Origin of the sequence: Falcatimonas sp. MSJ-15 (assembly GCF_018918265.1) — a bacterium.
Taxonomy (GTDB): domain Bacteria; phylum Bacillota; class Clostridia; order Lachnospirales; family Lachnospiraceae; genus Falcatimonas.
Genome location: NZ_JAHLQC010000022.1, coordinates 39,795 through 57,587, shown reverse-complemented (window position 1 = coordinate 57,587; position 17,793 = coordinate 39,795). Strand labels below are relative to the sequence as shown.

Here is a 17,793-nt window from a genome sequence, read left to right as displayed (position 1 = left end):
TCTCAAATAAAGTTTGAATCTGATTCAAAATCAACTTTTGGCTAATTTATCCTCGTTTTTACTGTTTTAAGTTCAGCACAACTTTTTCAAAAATGTTCTCGTTCCAACTTCGTTGGAACCGGAATTTTCAAGGTTGTTTTATTGTTTAGTTTTCAAAGTTCTGAATTGTCACCTTTTAACATACAATTTATTATGTAAACTTGTTTGTCATCAGCGACTTATTCAGTTTAACACTTTTGTGTTATTCTGTCAAGCACTTTTTTTATTTATTTTTTTAATAAATATTTTTCAAAGTATCTGAAATGCTGTATTTTTCTGCATTTCCTCAACAGCAAGACTTATGATACCACACGTTTTGTAATGTGTCAACAGTTTCTTTTGTTCTTTTATAGATACACTTATTTTCAAAATCTATGACGTGTTTTATTGCTTTTGGAGTTCTTTCAAACTGTATGTGCGTTGAATTGTATATACAATTTCCCAATTATTTCACATATACATACTCATTAACTTTATGATATTTAGTGATTTTGTCATTGCAGACTCTATTTTTCATATATAAAATCCTTTAGGTGGTCATAGGCTCCTCCAACTACCTTTAGGTGGTCTTTTTCTATAAACATTGCTATATTTCCATTTCTGTTTGTCATATGCGCCTCCAACTGCCTTTAGGTGGTGGGTAATTGACTGTTTATGGTGCTTTCTATATTATTTTTTCCGTATATACTTTATAATTTATTTTTTTGATTGCAAAATTATATCTTCCATCTTATTATTTATAATGTGTCTTTTGTATTACTAGTTACTATTTTTTCAGGGATGAACTTCCTGCCTACAACAACGACACCCCCAATGAATATGAGTTTAGTAGCGATAGAGTATATCGTTGGCTTTACAGAACTGCGAATGGGAAAACACTTAATGCAGACATAAATGATGCATTGAATATTATGCGTAAAAGCAGCGTTGTGGATATGAATATCCTATACAGTAGAGACGAAGTGGACACGCCTGTAAGAATAAGGATTGCCTAATTCATTAGGTGGAAACTTAAATATCAAACTTCTTAAATAGGAGCGCAGCTCCTTATAAGCCCATTACCTTTAGGTGATGAGTAGTTCACATAGTATTTAAAAATAAAAGGAGAATATTTTAAGATATGAATAGGAAAATTGCTTTTTTTGATATTGATGGAACTCTTACTTCTGAAATTGATGGTTCTATCCCAGAAAGTGTTAAAGTTGCTATCGCTAAATCCAGAGAGAATGGTCATCTCATGTTCATTAATACTGGAAGATGTATGCAAAATGTTGAGAAACGTTTTCGTGATATTGGCTTTGATGGCTTTGTCTGTGGATGTGGAACTAATATCTATTGTCGAAAACCTGGTACTCCTAACTCAACTTTTACTGAAATTTTTCATCTTGAGCAACCACATAACACTGTGATGTCAATTTTAAAGCATGCACGTAATTTTGAACTTGATTTGCTATTTGAATCTAAGAATTATGTATGTTTTGATATGAAACGACCTTTAATTAACGATGGTGCTATTAAACAATATAATGCCTTCATTAATAGAGGATATGATATGAACCTTAATCCAGAAGAGGAGTCTTTTTCATGCGACAAATTCGTCATTTGGTTTAAAAATATTGATGATATTCCTTATTTTTGCGAAGTAAGTGATAAATTTTTTGACTGCATTGATCGTGGTGGCAATTTTAGAGAATTTGTTCCTAAAGGATATTCTAAAAGCACTGGTATAACTGCAGTTCTTGATTATTATAATCTTGATATATCTGATGCTTTTGCTCTCGGTGACAGCAATAATGATCTACCTATGCTTCTTGCTGTGCCTAATAGTATTGCTATGGGAAATGCATCACCTGCTTCACTGCTAGACAAAGTTTCATTTGTAACCAAAAATGCCAGCGATAATGGAATTGAATATGCTTTAAAACATTTTAATTTCATATAATAACTGTTTACTCTTTTGGTATAATCATTATCTTTGTATAATGACTATTTTCATATAATCGTTATCTTCGTATAATGACTGTTTTGGTATAATCACAATCTTCGTATAATCTAAAAAGATGGCAAGTTTTATTTTTGACTTGCCATCTTTTTAAACTGTTCTATTAGTTCCATATCCTCTGGTGTTACTTTTATATTTGTACAAACTGTTTCTCCGGAACGTGTTGTTAATGTCATTTCTATTATTGTACCTACTTCTATGTTTGTTGACTCATTTTGAAAAAATTTTAGAACTTTTGGATGATTAGTTCTAAATTCATCAAGCATTCCTTTCATTTTCATCGCTTCCATTGGATTCACCATATATATCCCCCTTTCTTTTTCGATAATCTCTTACTTTTCTTATATGGATTGCATACGAGCATCTTCTTTGTCAAAATAGCAATTACTGGTTACAGTTTTTAATGCATGTTTGTTTCAGAGACTACATATTTTCATTATATATCATATATTTTGTAAAATGCAACATTTAAATAATATATATTCTTTATTTGTCACTTGCTAGTTACCTCACTCACACTCACCACGAATGATAGAAGATATTTCATTTCGTGAATTACCCATCACCTAAAGGTAGTGAGTTTTATCTACCCATCGCCTAAAGGTAGCGAGTTTTATGCTCTAGCTTATAAAATATACTAGCAACAAGCAGTTACACACTACTTGCTGCTAGTATATACTTTAAAGCATTTCAATGAATTGTTACAACATTATCTTATATTATTAGCACTTTTCAATTCGCTTATCTACTATATCTGCTAATATCAACTTTGTTAATAAGTTTTATCTTCACTATTTTCTATCGATTGTTGCAATATCTATTAGTGATAAGTCTGTTCCATCTTCTGTTTCAAGGCTTGTTAATAATGCGTTCGCTGTATCAAGGCTTGTTAAACATGTTACACCTGTCTCTATTGCATGTCTTCTTATAAGGAAGCCATCTCTTGTCTTATCACGTCCATTAGTTGGTGTATCGATTACAAGGTCTATCTTATGTTCTAAGATAAGGTCAAGGATTGTTGGTGATTCCTGATCTAGTTTGTTAACTTTTATTGCATGTACACCATTCTCGTTAAGAACTCTTGCTGTGCTTCTTGTTGCATATATCTTATAACCAAGTTTTTCGAATCTTCTTCCGACTTCAACTGCTTCTAATTTATCTGCATTCTTAACGGTCATAATTACCTGTTTATATTTTGGAAGGTTAACTCCTGCTCCTAAGAATGCTTTGTATAATGCTTCGTTGAATGTCTTACCTATACCAAGACATTCACCTGTTGATTTCATCTCTGGTCCAAGGCTTATGTCTGCTCCACGAAGTTTTTCGAATGAGAATACTGGCATCTTGATTGCTACATGTTCTGCGTTTGGCTGTAATCCTGGTGTATAACCTAATCCTTTGATTGTATTACCAATGATTACTTTTGTTGCGAGTTCTACAATTGGTATACCTGTTACTTTACTTATATATGGTACTGTACGGCTTGAACGTGGATTAACTTCAATTACATATACTTCTCCATCTGCTACTATGAACTGGATGTTGATTAATCCTTTTACATGTAATGAACGTGCAAGCTTTCTTGTATAATCTTCAAGTACTCTTATTATCTTCTCTGAGAAGTTCTGTGCCGGATATACTGATATTGAGTCTCCTGAATGTATTCCTGCTCTTTCAATATGTTCCATTATACCAGGTATTAATATATCTTCTCCATCGCATACTGCATCTACTTCACATTCTGTTCCTACCAGATATTTGTCTACAAGGATAGGATGCTCTTGCTCTACTCTGTTGATTACTTTCATAAATTCTACGATTTCTTCATCTGAGATTGCTATCTGCATACCCTGTCCACCAAGTACATATGATGGTCTTACAAGTACTGGATATCCAAGTTCATGTGCTGCTGCAAGTGCTTCTTCTGTTGTAAATACTGTCTTACCTTGTGGTCTTGGTATACAACACTCTTCAAGTATCTCATCGAATAATTCTCTGTCTTCTGCTGCATCAACGTCTTCTGCACTTGTTCCAAGAATCTTAACGCCCATCTTCATAAGTGCTTCTGTAAGTTTGATTGCTGTCTGTCCACCAAACTGTACTACTGCTCCATCTGGTTTTTCAAATTCTACTATGTTCTCTACATCTTCTGGTGTAAGTGGCTCAAAGTAAAGTTTATCTGCTATATCAAAGTCTGTACTAACTGTTTCAGGATTGTTATTAACGATTATTGTCTCGTATCCTTCCTGTTTAAATGCCCATGTTGAGTGTACTGAACAGTAGTCGAATTCGATACCCTGTCCGATACGGATTGGACCTGAACCAAGTACAAGTACTTTTTTCTTAGGTGTTGTCTCTTCTGCTTCGTTCTCACTATTAAAGCATGAATAGTAGTATGGTGTTGTTGCTTCAAATTCTGCTGCACATGTATCAACCATCTTGAATGCAGCTCTTATTCCATATTCGTTACGAAGTTCTTTTATCTCTTTTTCTGTCTTGCCTGTAAGTTTTCCTATTATCTTATCAGGGAATTCTATTCTCTTTGCTTCAAGAAGAAGTTCTTTTGTAAGTGGTTCTTCTTTGAGACGTTTTTCCATCTCTGTTATTATTGCGATCTTATCAATAAACCACATATCTATCTTAGTGATATCATGGATTGTCTCATATGAGATTCCTCTTCTTAATGCTTCTGCAATAACGAATATTCTTCTGTCATCTACTCTATGAAGCATCTCTTCAATCTCTTCTGTCTTAAGTTCTCCATAGTTTTCATAGAAAAGACTGTCTACATGCTGTTCTAATGAACGTATAGCTTTCATTAATGCACCTTCAAAGTTAGTGCAGATACTCATTACTTCTCCAGTTGCTTTCATCTGTGTTGTAAGTGTTCTCTTTGCCATGATAAATTTATCAAATGGAAGTCTTGGTATCTTAACTACACAGTAGTCAAGTGCTGGCTCAAAGCTTGCGTATGTCTTACCTGTAATTGCATTTTTAATCTCATCAAGTGTATATCCTAATGCTATCTTTGCTGCAACTTTGGCTATTGGATATCCTGTTGCTTTTGATGCTAATGCTGATGAACGGCTAACTCGTGGGTTAACTTCAATTACACAGTATTCGAAACTTGTTGGGTGTAATGCATACTGTACATTACATCCACCTGTTATGTTAAGTTCATCTATAATCTTTAATGCACTTGTTCTTAACATCTGATATTCTTTATCACTTAATGTCTGTGATGGTGCAACTACTATACTGTCACCTGTATGAACACCTACAGGATCTATATTCTCCATATTACATACTGTAATGCAGTTACCGTTGCTGTCTCGCATTACTTCGTATTCTATCTCTTTCCATCCTGCGATACATCTCTCTACTAATACCTGTCCTACTCGGCTAAGTCTTAATCCATTAGAAAGTATATCTACAAGTTCTTCTTCATTGTGTGCGATACCACCGCCGCTACCGCCAAGTGTATATGCTGGACGAAGTACTATTGGATATCCTATCTTATTAGCAAATCCTATACCATCTTCTACATTCTCTACTACGATTGATGGTGCTATTGGCTCACCAAGTTTCTCCATTGTATTCTTGAATTCAAGACGGTCTTCTGCTTTTTTAATTGTAAGTGATGTTGTTCCTATAAGTCTTACATTGTTTTCTTTAAGGAATCCACTTTCTTCAAGTTCCATTGCAAGATTAAGTGCTGCCTGACCTCCTAATGTTGGAAGAACGCTATCTGGTCTTTCTTTTAAAATAATCTGTTCGACAACTTTTACTGTAAGTGGCTCGATATATACCATATCTGCAATGTCTTTATCTGTCATAATTGTTGCAGGGTTAGAGTTAACAAGTACTACTTCTATGCCTTCTTCTTTTAATGAACGGCATGCCTGTGTACCAGCATAGTCAAATTCTGCTGCCTGGCCAATTACAATCGGACCTGAACCAATAACTAAAACTTTTTTTATACTATTATCTCTTGGCATTATTTATTATCCTCCATCATTTTTATGAATCTGTCAAATAAGAAGTCTGAATCCTTAGGGCCTGCACATGCCTCAGGATGGAACTGTACTGTAAATATATTCTTGTTAACGTATTTTAATCCTTCGATTGTTCCATCATTAACATTTACAAATCCTTTTACTGCTACATTCTCATCAAGACTTTCTTCATCTACAACGTATCCATGGTTCTGTGAAGAAATATAGACTTTATTTGTCTCTAAGTCTTTTACTGGATGATTGGCTCCTCTATGTCCATATTTCATCTTATGTGTCTTTGCTCCTGTTGCCAGTGCCATAAGCTGATGTCCAAGGCATATTGCAAATATTGGAATATCTGTGTTATATAATTTTTTAATTTCTTCGATTATCTCTACACATTCGGCTGGATCGCCAGGTCCGTTAGAAAGCATTATTCCGTCCGGATTAGATGCTATTATCTCTTCTGCTGTTGTGAATGCTGGATAGATTGTTACTTCACAGCCTCGTTTATTAAGTGAACGTGCGATGTTTCTCTTTGCACCGTAGTCAAGAAGTGCTACTTTATATCCGTCACCTTTAAGAATCTGTTTTTCAGAACATGTTACTTTTTTAACTACTCCTGCACATGTATACTTCTTTGTTCTTGCTATTATATCATCAAGATCATAATTCTCATTAGTTGTAATACATCCGTTCATTGTTCCTTTTTCTCTCAAGATCTTTGTAAGTGCTCTTGTGTCAATTCCTGCAATACCTGGAATATCATGTTCTTTTAAGAAATTTTGTATTGTATCTTCACTTCTGAAATTGCTAGGGAGTCTTGATAATTCTCTAACAATATATCCGCTTGGCCAAGGCTTTCCTGATTCCTCGTCTGCGTGACATATTCCATAATTACCAATTAGTGGATAAGTCATAACAACCGCCTGCCCTGCGTATGAAGGGTCAGTTAGTACCTCCAAATATCCTGTCATCGAAGTATTAAATACAATCTCACTTATTACTTCGCGTGTTGATCCAATGCTTTCGCCTGTAAAAACAGTGCCATCTTCTAGTATTAGAAAAGCCTTCATTATACCACCTTTGTTCCCTTTCTTTTTTCTGATGCTGCTTATATGCAATCACCGCTTGTAAATTTGTCTCATCTGAGTTTTTAACAAGTATCGCTGTATATGCGCAAAAAAAAAGACAGAAGTCTTTTAAAATGTGTTAACTTTTTTGTACTCAAATTGTAAAAATTCTACCACAGACCGTAGTATTTTTCAAGTATAAATATTAATTTTTTTTGTATGTACTTATTAAGTTTTTTTCTATGTATTTATTAGTTTGCTTTCTATATATTATATAGGGAGTATACTGTCACATATTTATGCATCATTTTTATGTCATATCGGGCCTTTTTATCTTTTACTCTACTTTTTATATATTTTGTTACATTTTTATGCATTTTTATGTAATTTATTATTATTTAATATCACCAATTTGTCATTATTCTTATTGTCGTCTATTAAATTTTGCACATTGCTTATATTATATCATGTCTTAATTCAGCAACTATTATTAAGCACTATATGTTAAGGATTGTGTTGATAAATTATTATGTGTCCTTAAATTATCCTTTATAACGTGAAGCATATAAGAGATTATTAAGTGAATTCACATTCTTTTGTAAACATTTGTATTTTTTTCAATATTATATAATAAAAATAATATGGTGTTATTATGGATAGTTCTATTAATAATTATGAAGGTTCTTTACGTATTGATGTTACAACTGATAATCTTGTTCCTGTTGCCGGTGCTAATATTCTTGTGTCTTTTTCCGGCGATCCTGATTCTCCGGTTCTCTCAGGAAGTACTAATGTTAATGGGCAAAGTGGTATATTTAAGCTTGCTGCGCCTTCCTTATCTTATAGTCTCTCGCCTTCTTCTGTACAGCCTTATTCTGAATATACTATTAAAGTTAAGGCTGCCGGATTTGTTCCTTATCTGGCATCTGGTGTCGAAATTCTTCCTGATGAGGTAGCTATTCTTCCGGTTGTTCTTGAACGTGATTCTTCTTATTCTCCTGATTTTGAAGTTATCACCGTTCCTGCTCATACTCTTTATGGCGATTATCCTCCAAAAATTGCTGAAAGCGAAATTAAACCGGTTAATGCATCCGGTGAGATTGTATTAAGTCGTGTTGTTGTTCCTGAATATATTATTGTTCATGATGGTGCTCCGTCTGATCCTACTGCTAAGGATTATTATGTCCGATACAGTGATTATATCGCTAATGTTGCAAGCAGCGAGATATATTCTACATGGCCTGATGAAGCTATACGTGCTAATGTTCTTGCTATTATGTCTTTTACTCTTAATAGAGTGTATACAGAATGGTATCGCAACAAAGGTTATGATTTTACAATTACTTCTTCTACTGCTTTTGATCACAAGTGGGTATATGGACGCAATATATTTGAGAATATCTCTCTTATTGTTGATGAACTGTTTGGGTATTATATATCAAGACCTAATGTAAAGCAGCCTATTCTCACTCAATATTGTGATGGACGTAATACTGTATGCCCTAATTGGATGACCTAATATGCCACAGTTTTGCTATGTTGTTATATAAGTATTATATCCCATTCTTCTTAGCCTTCTCTCCATCTTGACTGCATTGTCTAACTTTTTGTATGCTCCTACCTGGACTTTGTACAGCCCGTTTTCATATATTATGAAAGCTGGTATATCTTCCATAAGTAATCTGTTTAACATTGTATCTGCATTAGCCTGATTTTCAAATGCTCCTGTCTGTACTCTGTATATCTCTTCTCTGTCACATATACATTCCATATTATTATCGCTATTGATATTATCAGTATTTTCTTTGTATGCTTCTATTTTTTGTTCTGTTGATGTATTTTTTACATATTCTTCCTGTTTTCTTAATGTCTTAAGTATACCTTTTGCGATTGCATCAGCTGTATCATAGAATTCTTCATCAAAAAGTGCATTATCTTTATCACTGTTAATAAATCCTGCTTCTACAAGTATTGCCGGCATTTTGGTTCTCTTTAGCACTACAAGGTTAGGTCTTATATCTGTTCCAAGATCATTATATCCTACTTTTTTAAGTTCTGCATTTATATTAGCTGCCATTTCTTTTTTTATACCGGCGTTGTCAAATATTAGTGTTGATGTTCCGTTATATTCATTAGGCTTCTCTGACGAATTCCTATGAATACTTATAAAAAAATCTGCACCTGCTTCGTTACCTTTTGTTGCTTTAGTAAATGGTGTTTCATATACATCTGATGTCCTTGTATATACTACATTTATACCATTTTCTTCAAGTATATTACCTACTGCAAGTGCAAGATTTAGTGTATCATCTTTTTCTTTTCTTCCATTGTATACAGCTCCCGGATCATTTCCGCCATGACCCGGGTCGATTACTACTGTATAATTCATTGAGCTACCTCATACTTTTCTTTTATTTAATGTATGAAATTCAGCCAATTATTGTTACTATATGTAATATTTTTCTACTATCTTGCCAGTATTAATGCTGATTTTGGTGGCATAATATAGCTGTCAGTAACTTTTATTCCTTCATCATATACTTTTGTATCATCGGCAATTACTTTGTAACCTTGTGTATCAACTATATTAATTCTATCTGCAGCATTGTATATTATGTAAAGTTCTTTGTATCTGTCTGTTTCTGATAGTGCTTTGATCTTAAATGATACAACGCCTTTTTCTTTTTTTATGAATGTAATATTCTTAGCTATGTCATTACTGTCTGTCATATTAAATCCTGAGAATTCTTTTCTTAATCTTATGAGTCCTTTATAATAGGATGTTAATGTCTCATATTCATTTTTTCTACTCCATGACAGCATATTTATCTCCGGTGATGATTTATAGCTGTTTTCATCGCCTTCTTTTGTTCTTGCAAATTCTTCACCTGCCTGAATGAATGGTGTTCCAAGACTAGTAAATACTATAGCTGCTACAAGTTTGTTGATAGATACAATATATGGATTATATGTTACATAATCACTTTCTTTTTCATCTATCGCACTTAGTATCAGTTTATCATATAGTGTATAGTTATCATGTGCTGATACGTATGTGATTATCTGCTTTGGTGAATGTGCCGGAAAGCCTTTTGTGCCTTTATACCATGCTGTTACTGTATCGCATATCTCATCTTCAAGTTCTTCTCCCTGAACAAATCCTTTTCCTTCTGCTATGAATACGCTTCCTTTTATGGCATCTCGTGAGTTGTCACAAAAGATTGCTATTCCTTCATCTAACTTATCTATATTGGCTTTTACAGCTGGTATCATTCCTTTTTTCATTGGTGACTTTGCTGCTGTCCATGGTTCGCCATATACTAATATTTTCTCTCCATTTGGAAGTTTATTCAGTTTTTTTCTTAAAATATTAAGTGTGTCTGTATCACATAGTCCCATTAAGTCAAATCTAAATCCATCTATATGGTATTCTGTCGCCCAATATAATACTGAATCTATTATATATTTTCTAAACATGCTTCTCTCACTTGCTGTTTCATTACCACATGCTGAACCGTCTGAATATGTATCGTCTTCAAATTGTCTGTAATAGTATCCTGGAAGTGTCTTCTCAAATACTGAATCCAATGAGTATGTGTGGTTATATACAACATCCATTATTACTCCGATTCCTGCATTATGAAGCGCCAGTATCATCTCTTTCATCTCTTTTATTCTTGTTAATGGATTAGTGGCATCTGTTGAATATGAACCTTCCGGTACCATATAGTTAAGTGGATCGTATCCCCAGTTAAACTGACTATTATCGCCTGTTTCATCTATTGATGCAAAATCAAATACCGGTAAAAGATGTACATGTGTTATTCCAAGTTCTTTTAAATATGAAATACAGGTATTTTTACCTTCAAATGTTGTATTTTCTTCTGTAAATGCAAGATATCTGCCTCTGTATTCTTCTCTTACTCCACTATTTTTGTCATAAGAAAAATCTTTTACATGCAGTTCATATATAATAGCATTGTCAGGTCTGTGTTTATAATATGTATCTATGTCAAATCCTTGTGGATTAGTGTCTTTTAGATCTATCACAACACTTTTTTCACCATTAACTGTTACTGCTTTAGAATACATATCTGCTGCTGTAACACTCTTATTGTCTCGTACTATTGTATATGTATAGGCTCTATTTTTACAGTCACCTTCTACTGTTGATGAGAATATGCCTCTATCTCCCGGTGTCATCACTATTGCTTTAGATGCTTCTGAATCTGTGTATTTTTCATATAGATTTAATCTTACTTCATCAGCTTCTGGTGCATGTATTATAAATTGTGTTTTTTCACTTGTATACAATGCTCCAAGCTCACCTTCATAGTGATACTGTTCTTCAAATTCCTTGCTTTCATATCTTTGTTTCATTGCCTTTTTCTCCTTTACAAACTTTCTTTTACAAAATATTATCCCCAGTATTTGTATATCCGTCAGATCTTACAACATATTCCTGATTACCATCTTTGTCCATTCTTACGGTTATTCCATTGTATATGTTTTGATCGTAAAAGTCTAGTGGTTGATACATTAATCTCATATCTTCATCTGTTATTTTCGAAAAGTATTGTTTGTATAGCTAAAGTCCATCTTTTAGATATCTTACGATTTATATATCTACTGTTTCTTATTGTATTTTGTAATTATATAGTCAAGATATAATCTATATATTTTTATTTAAAAAGAGCTTTCTTATATATTCTAAACTCTATTGTGAAACGAAATATATTAAAGTATAATAGTTGGTACTATTATTTTTTATACAGGAGGTACTAATATGAAAAAGCAATATGATGAAGATTATTTTTTGCAATGTTATAAGAAAAATGCCGGACATCCTCTTAAGACGCTTTTAAGTATATACAAAGGAAATTATTATAAATTTTTTCTATCTACTTTTTTCTTTGTTATAAAACATAGTCCGGTATGGGTTCTTCCTATTGTTACTGCAAATCTGATTAACTATGTTACTGCAGGTGATGAGAATACTCCTCATATGATTATGATTAACATTGGTATTATGTTTTTTTTAATTCTTCTTAATATTCCAACTAATTATCTTCATACACGTTTTAGGAGTCTTGCTATCCGTAATGTTGAAGCAGGACTTCGTGGAACTTTGGTCAGAAAATTACAGCAGTTGTCTATCTCTTACCATACTGAGATGCAGTCTGGACGCCTTCAATCTAAAATTATGCGTGATGTTGAAGGTGTTGAAACTCTTTCATCGCAGGTTTTTGTGAGTCTGCTTAATATTATTCTTAATGTTGTTGTTGCTCTTAGTGTAACTATTTTTAAGAGTAAAATCGTATTTATGTTCTTCTTGCTATCTGTTCCGGTTGCTGCACTAACAATAGTGGGATTCAGGAAGAAAATACGATACCGAAATAAAATATTTAGACGTGAAATGGAAGAAACTTCTGCAAAAGTTATGGAGATGGTTGAGCTTATTCCTGTTACAAGGGCTCATGCACTTGAGAAACAAGAGGTTAAAAAAATGACTTCACAACTTAACCAGGTTGCTAAAGAGGGCTATTCTCTTGATATGATTCAGTCTACTTTTGGTTCTGTAAGTTGGGCTGTTTTTCAGATATTCCAGGTTGTATGTCTGGCTTTTACAAGTTATCTTGCTTATAACAAAAAAATACAAGTAGGTGATATTACTCTTTATCAGAGCTATTTCTCTACTGTTGTTAACCAGGTATCTTCTTTTATAACTCTTTTCCCTACTATCTCTAAGGGACTTGAGTCTGTTACATCTATTGGTGAAGTTCTGCTTGCACATGATATTGAAGATAATACCGGCAAAGAAAAGGTTAAAGATGTTAATGGCGAATTTGAGTTTAAAGATGTTGTATTCTCTTATAAAGGTGCTAATCACAATATTATTGATCATCTTAATCTTAAGATTAACAAAGGTGAAACTCTTGCTCTTGTTGGTGAGTCAGGTGCAGGTAAATCTACTATTCTTAATCTCGCAATAGGTTTTAATCTACCTGACTCCGGTACATTGTTAATTGATGGCAAAGATATTACTAAAATCGACTTGCACAGTTATAGAAAGCATCTTGCTGTTGTTCCTCAAAATACTATCCTATTCTCTGGTAGTATCCGTGATAATATTACATATGGTATGTCTGATGTAAGTGATGAACGACTAATGCAGATTATTAAAGATTCTAATCTGAAAGATGTTATTGATTCTCTGCCAGATGGACTTGATACTAAGATTGGTGAACATGGTGGTAAATTGTCTGGTGGTCAGAGGCAACGAATATCCATAGCTAGAGCTCTTATTCGTTCTCCAGAGGTTATTATTCTTGATGAAGCGACTTCCGCTCTTGACAGTATATCTGAGAAACTTATTCAGGAAGCTCTTGATAATCTTACCAAAAACAGAACTACTATTGTCGTTGCTCACAGACTTTCTACTATCCGAAATGCTGACCGAATTGCTGTTATCGATAATGGAAAGTGTATTGAGTATGGAACTTATGATGAGCTTATGGCTCTTAAAGGTGCTTTTTATAAAATGAAAGCTATTCAAAGTTAATCTTTATATAGACATTTAGTACTGCTTAAATATTCAAAAAGTCTAGGTTGTGATTAATATACTCGCAACCTAGACTTTTGTGAATTATCTGTTTTTGTAAAATCTCTTACTTTTGTGAACTATCTACTATTGTCAACTACCCACCACCTAAAGGTAGTGGGTGAAACCTATGACAAACGATGATTTTATATATGAACTACTTACTTTCATAATATGGTTTTACAGGTATTTATCTCTCAAAGTAATCTATATACTCCTGTGCTTCGCTTTCTGAAAGATTATGAACATAGTTCTCTCTAAGACTCATATCAACCGGTTTTTCATCATTTGTATTATTGTATTCTGCAAATACCATTGTCGTATGGGCTTCTGGTTTATTCCAATCATGCCATCCACATCTTTTTATATGATTTCCAATCTTAGAATTAATTATTACTACTTTGGCATATTCTCTCCATGGTCTGCCAAGATACACAGTCTCAGGGTCATTGTCGCTTTCAAATATACAATTATTGAATACAAATCCTATTTTTTCACTTTGAGGTGTGCATGGTGCAGCAACGAAACCTTTTATTATATTATCTCCATTTCGCCCGTCTTCTTCTGTAATATTCTTTCTTGAGAATATATTACAATTTTTAAAATATGCTCTCGCTCCACCGAATATAAAATCTATATCGCCTTCTATATAACAGTCTATATAATACTGATTGCCATTTTTACGTTCACAGTCTGCTTTTGGGCCTTTTCCATTCTTGCCAATACCAGGTTTTTTCGGTGGAAGTGGAGCTGCAAAAAGTGTATCCTGACATCCAATTAACTTACATGAATTAACTCTTATCTCATCACCTTCTGAATATAGTGCTATTGCCTGACCATAATCTCTTCCATTACCAGCAGAATTCTTTATAGTAAGATTATTAAGTGTTACATTATCTGCATCAATTCTAAATGTAGCTGTTCTGAATGTACCATATTCTATTCCATCGCAGTCTTTCTTCTTTGCATAGTCTCCATAAGTTATAATAGTTTTTTCTCTATCTTCACCTGTAATTGTGATGTTGCTTATATCTAGTAAGATCTTTTCTTTATATATTCCATTAGTGATAAAAATTTCTCTATCATTGTTGTATCTAGCTAGTTCTATAGTCTCATTAATTGATTCTGTATCACATTTTGTTTTACCAACGCTTATCATATATATCACCTCTCACAAATGTTGCTCTAATATTCTAACATATATTCTTTATCTTACTGATATTTCAATAAATTTTTAAATATCTTTGCATTTCTTAACTATATGCTAATATTTAATCTTTTAATAACCACTTTTCTCGCTCATCAAATCCTTTGTTTTCAACAAGAATATCTGAGTAAATACCTGACAGTTTATTAAGTTCTGATGCAATCATTCCTGCGAATTCTACTGCACCTTCATATCTTAGATGTGTATTATCTTTCTTTCCTTCCGGGAAGTTTGGATATTCTTTCTCTGCCAGATGCATGAAGTATCTTTTACTTGGTTCGTCTCCGCATTTTGCTATAAACTGTCTGCTTATCTCACACAAGTCTATTACAGGTACATTAAGTTCATCACCAACTTCTTTTATTGCTCTTGGATATTCTCCATGTGTATCTTTAGTTAACTCATGTTCTGATACAAATATCCTTCTATATAATGGTGTTATAAGAACCGGATATGCACTTGCATCTCGTGCAACTTTAATAAATTTTCTAAGATTTTCTTTAAATGTAGTGTCTGGATCTGTATGTCTCTCTTCATCTGGTTTTTCATCATTGTGTCCAAACTGAATAAATAACATATCACCTGCACCAATCTCTTTTTGTATCATATCTAGTCTGTTTTCATCAATGAAGCTTTTAGTGCTTCTTCCATTCTCTGCAAAATTTCTAATCTGAATATCCTTTTTAACATATAATAACATTCCCTGACCTATTCCTGTCTGTGGATAGCTTGAAATGTCATTCTGTTTTACTGTTGAATCTCCTGCCCAAAATATCTTCATATTTTTTCTCCTATTTATATATTTATATTTTATTATTTGCTGTCTGCTACTTAAATTGCTATCTATGCAAAAAAGTGAGGCGCAAATAATACGCCCCACTATAATGCTTTAACTCAAATAATTGGTATTATTCCTTAACAGCACCGATATTAACACCTTTAACAAAGTACTGCTGACAGAAAGGATAGATAATCATGAAAGGAATGATAGCTACCATAACGGCTGAGTTCTTAAGTGTATTCTCTGATACACCTGAAGCTGTTGGTAAATCACTACCTAACATCATTCCACGTAACTTCATCTGGAAGTTATACCACTTACTATCTGTGATATATAATTTGTAGTTTGTATAGTCGTTCCAGAAACCAACGGCAAACATAAGACCGATTGATGCAAGTGCTGCCTTTGATAATGGAAGTACAATCTGGATAAATATTCTCATTGGAGAACATCCATCAATAGCTGCTGCTTCGAATAGTCCCTTAGGAATACCATCGAAGAAGTTTCTCATAAGTACTAAGTTATATACATTAATACTTAATGGGATAAGTACTGCTAACAATGTGTTAGTGAAATGTAACTGTTTGTAAACTAAGTATGTTGGAATCATACCACCGTTAAATAACATTGTGAACAGTAATAAGTTAGCAAATAAATTTCTAAGTGGCATCTCATACTGGATTAATACATAAGCACCAAGTGTTGAGAGTAATAATCCTAAGAATGTACCAGCTAATGTTGTAACAATTGAAATGATAAATGGTCTGTAAAGAGATTCAGTTGTTACAATAATCTTGTATCCTACTAATGAAAATGTCTGTGGTAATAAGTTAAGACCGTAAGCTGTCTTAGCATCAAGTGAGTCAACCAAAACTTTCCAAATAGGAACTATGATAATCAATGAGATAATAACGAAAATAATACCGTTAATAATCTCAAATGGTTTTAATTTTCTTTTTTTAGGTTTATAAACATATCTTTCGTCTATAACTTTGTTTTCTTCCTTCATCATGACACCTCCTATACAATACCTTTACCACGTGTTTTCTTACTAGCGTAGTTACAAACTAAAACTAAGAAACATCCAACTACAGATCTTGCAAGACCTACAGCTGTTGTATAACCAAAGTTTGGTATTGTACCACTGTTAAATGTCTGTGAGTAAATGTATGTAGCAAGAACGTCTGACTGTTCTACAACAATATCATTCATAAGAACGAATACTGATTCGAAAAGGTTCATAACCTTAGCTAAGTTAAGGATTAATACTGTGATAATAGTATTAGCTAAGCTAGGTAATGTGATATATTTCATTCTCTGCCAACGACCAGCACCGTCAATCTGTGCTGCTTCGTAAAGTTCTGGACTGATACCTGCTAATGTAGCCATGAAGATAATTGTTCCCCATCCTGTATCTTTCCAGAGATTTATAACATAATAGACTGGTCTCCACCATGTCTTACTTCCTAAGAAGTAAATGTATGGGCTTTCTGCTGTACCGTCAACTACACCAATTGCTTTAAGAATTGTATTAACAAGACCCTGATCTGTTGGTGCTAAGATTAAGCCAAATACAGAAGCTGTAACAACCCATGACATGAAATGTGGTAAATAAATAAGTGTCTGTGTAAACTTCTTAAATGCCAAATTTACCATTTCGTTCAATAATATTGAGATTATTACTGCCGCAAATGTGTTTAAGATTAATTTAATAATACTAAGTTGTAAAGTGTTATAAAACGCTCTCCAGAAGCCTGCCTTTGAGAACATCTTCGCAAAATTGTCCCATCCTACGAAAACGGGTTCTTTTACACCATTGTAATTGTACCATGCATAGCGTAGGCCAAGCATTGGTAAGTAGTTATTAACAATAATAAATACTAATACTGGTAGAAACATTAAGTAAAACCATCTGTGATTATAGATTCTTGCAGATAAAGGCTTTGAACTTACCTGATTCTTTTTCTTTTTACTCATCGATATTGTCTTCCTTTCATTAAATAAATCATCCCATCGCGAGTCTACTCGCATATGTTTGGAGCTGCGTTAATAATTGGTATGCCGCAGCTCCAAGCTATCATGCTAAGTTCCCAAA

The 17,793-nt window shown here is 33.4% G+C and carries 11 protein-coding genes and 1 pseudogene; 3 read left to right on the top strand and 9 right to left on the bottom strand.

Annotation, left to right across the window (positions count from 1 at the left end):
* The first annotated feature begins 1,159 nt into the window (after positions 1–1,159).
* A complete protein-coding gene (locus tag KQI85_RS14580; protein ID WP_216576796.1) occupies positions 1,160–1,981 on the top strand; it encodes an HAD-IIB family hydrolase in 822 nt (273 codons plus the stop codon).
* 128 nt (positions 1,982–2,109) lie between these two features.
* Here KQI85_RS14580 and KQI85_RS14575 read toward each other — a convergent pair whose 3' ends face one another.
* From KQI85_RS14575 to KQI85_RS14565, 3 genes are all read right to left on the bottom strand, one after another.
* Complete coding sequence (locus KQI85_RS14575; protein ID WP_216576795.1) at positions 2,110–2,343, bottom strand: hypothetical protein; 234 nt, start codon at positions 2,341–2,343, stop codon at positions 2,110–2,112.
* 489 nt (positions 2,344–2,832) lie between these two features.
* Positions 2,833–6,039, bottom strand: coding sequence for a carbamoyl-phosphate synthase large subunit (carB, locus tag KQI85_RS14570; protein WP_216576794.1), 3,207 nt, complete (start codon positions 6,037–6,039; stop codon positions 2,833–2,835).
* Positions 6,039–7,112, bottom strand: a complete 1,074-nt coding sequence (locus KQI85_RS14565) for a carbamoyl phosphate synthase small subunit (protein ID WP_216576793.1) — start codon at positions 7,110–7,112, stop codon at positions 6,039–6,041. The genes carB and KQI85_RS14565 overlap by 1 nt, the downstream gene beginning before the upstream one ends.
* A 649-nt stretch (positions 7,113–7,761) precedes the next feature.
* Between KQI85_RS14565 and KQI85_RS14560 the strand changes: the two are divergent.
* Positions 7,762–8,625: pseudogene (locus KQI85_RS14560) on the top strand (peptidoglycan-binding protein); the annotation flags it as partial.
* Between the two features lie 18 nt (positions 8,626–8,643).
* On the opposite strand, the gene KQI85_RS14555 reads toward KQI85_RS14560, so the two are convergent.
* A complete protein-coding gene (locus KQI85_RS14555; RefSeq protein ID WP_216576791.1) occupies positions 8,644–9,498 on the bottom strand; it encodes an N-acetylmuramoyl-L-alanine amidase in 855 nt (284 codons plus the stop codon).
* Positions 9,499–9,575: 77 nt separating this feature from the next.
* Positions 9,576–11,489, bottom strand: a complete 1,914-nt coding sequence (gene pulA / locus KQI85_RS14550) for a type I pullulanase (RefSeq protein ID WP_216576790.1) — start codon at positions 11,487–11,489, stop codon at positions 9,576–9,578.
* 406 nt (positions 11,490–11,895) lie between these two features.
* Between pulA and KQI85_RS14545 the strand changes: the two genes are divergently transcribed.
* Positions 11,896–13,671, top strand: coding sequence for an ABC transporter ATP-binding protein (locus KQI85_RS14545; protein WP_216576789.1), 1,776 nt, complete (start codon positions 11,896–11,898; stop codon positions 13,669–13,671).
* Between the two features lie 229 nt (positions 13,672–13,900).
* Here KQI85_RS14545 and KQI85_RS14540 read toward each other — a convergent pair whose 3' ends face one another.
* From KQI85_RS14540 to KQI85_RS14525, 4 genes are all read right to left on the bottom strand, one after another.
* Positions 13,901–14,869 carry a pectinesterase family protein gene (locus KQI85_RS14540; protein WP_216576788.1) on the bottom strand — a complete coding sequence of 323 codons (969 nt, stop codon included), beginning with the start codon at positions 14,867–14,869 and terminating at the stop codon, positions 13,901–13,903.
* A 112-nt stretch (positions 14,870–14,981) separates the two neighbouring features.
* A complete protein-coding gene (locus tag KQI85_RS14535; RefSeq protein WP_216576787.1) occupies positions 14,982–15,698 on the bottom strand; it encodes a rhamnogalacturonan acetylesterase in 717 nt (238 codons plus the stop codon).
* A gap of 127 nt (positions 15,699–15,825) precedes the next feature.
* Positions 15,826–16,707: a carbohydrate ABC transporter permease gene (locus KQI85_RS14530; RefSeq protein WP_216576786.1), complete on the bottom strand. Its 882-nt coding sequence runs from the start codon at positions 16,705–16,707 to the stop codon at positions 15,826–15,828.
* Between the two features lie 11 nt (positions 16,708–16,718).
* Positions 16,719–17,729: a sugar ABC transporter permease gene (locus tag KQI85_RS14525; protein WP_253293916.1), complete on the bottom strand. Its 1,011-nt coding sequence runs from the start codon at positions 17,727–17,729 to the stop codon at positions 16,719–16,721.
* Positions 17,730–17,793 lie beyond the last annotated feature (64 nt).

What these genes read in the sequence shown, in the direction of transcription:
- KQI85_RS14580 (WP_216576796.1), top strand. Translation starts at nt 1,160, where the DNA reads ATGAATAGGAAAATTGCTTTTTTTGATATTGATGGAACTCTTACTTCT.
- KQI85_RS14575 (WP_216576795.1), bottom strand. Translation starts at nt 2,343, where the DNA reads ATGGTGAATCCAATGGAAGCGATGAAAATGAAAGGAATGCTTGATGAA.
- carB (WP_216576794.1), bottom strand. Translation starts at nt 6,039, where the DNA reads ATGCCAAGAGATAATAGTATAAAAAAAGTTTTAGTTATTGGTTCAGGT.
- KQI85_RS14565 (WP_216576793.1), bottom strand. Translation starts at nt 7,112, where the DNA reads ATGAAGGCTTTTCTAATACTAGAAGATGGCACTGTTTTTACAGGCGAA.
- KQI85_RS14555 (WP_216576791.1), bottom strand. Translation starts at nt 9,498, where the DNA reads ATGAATTATACAGTAGTAATCGACCCGGGTCATGGCGGAAATGATCCG.
- pulA (WP_216576790.1), bottom strand. Translation starts at nt 11,489, where the DNA reads ATGAAACAAAGATATGAAAGCAAGGAATTTGAAGAACAGTATCACTAT.
- KQI85_RS14545 (WP_216576789.1), top strand. Translation starts at nt 11,896, where the DNA reads ATGAAAAAGCAATATGATGAAGATTATTTTTTGCAATGTTATAAGAAA.
- KQI85_RS14540 (WP_216576788.1), bottom strand. Translation starts at nt 14,869, where the DNA reads ATGATAAGCGTTGGTAAAACAAAATGTGATACAGAATCAATTAATGAG.
- KQI85_RS14535 (WP_216576787.1), bottom strand. Translation starts at nt 15,698, where the DNA reads ATGAAGATATTTTGGGCAGGAGATTCAACAGTAAAACAGAATGACATT.
- KQI85_RS14530 (WP_216576786.1), bottom strand. Translation starts at nt 16,707, where the DNA reads ATGAAGGAAGAAAACAAAGTTATAGACGAAAGATATGTTTATAAACCT.
- KQI85_RS14525 (WP_253293916.1), bottom strand. Translation starts at nt 17,729, where the DNA reads ATGCGAGTAGACTCGCGATGGGATGATTTATTTAATGAAAGGAAGACA.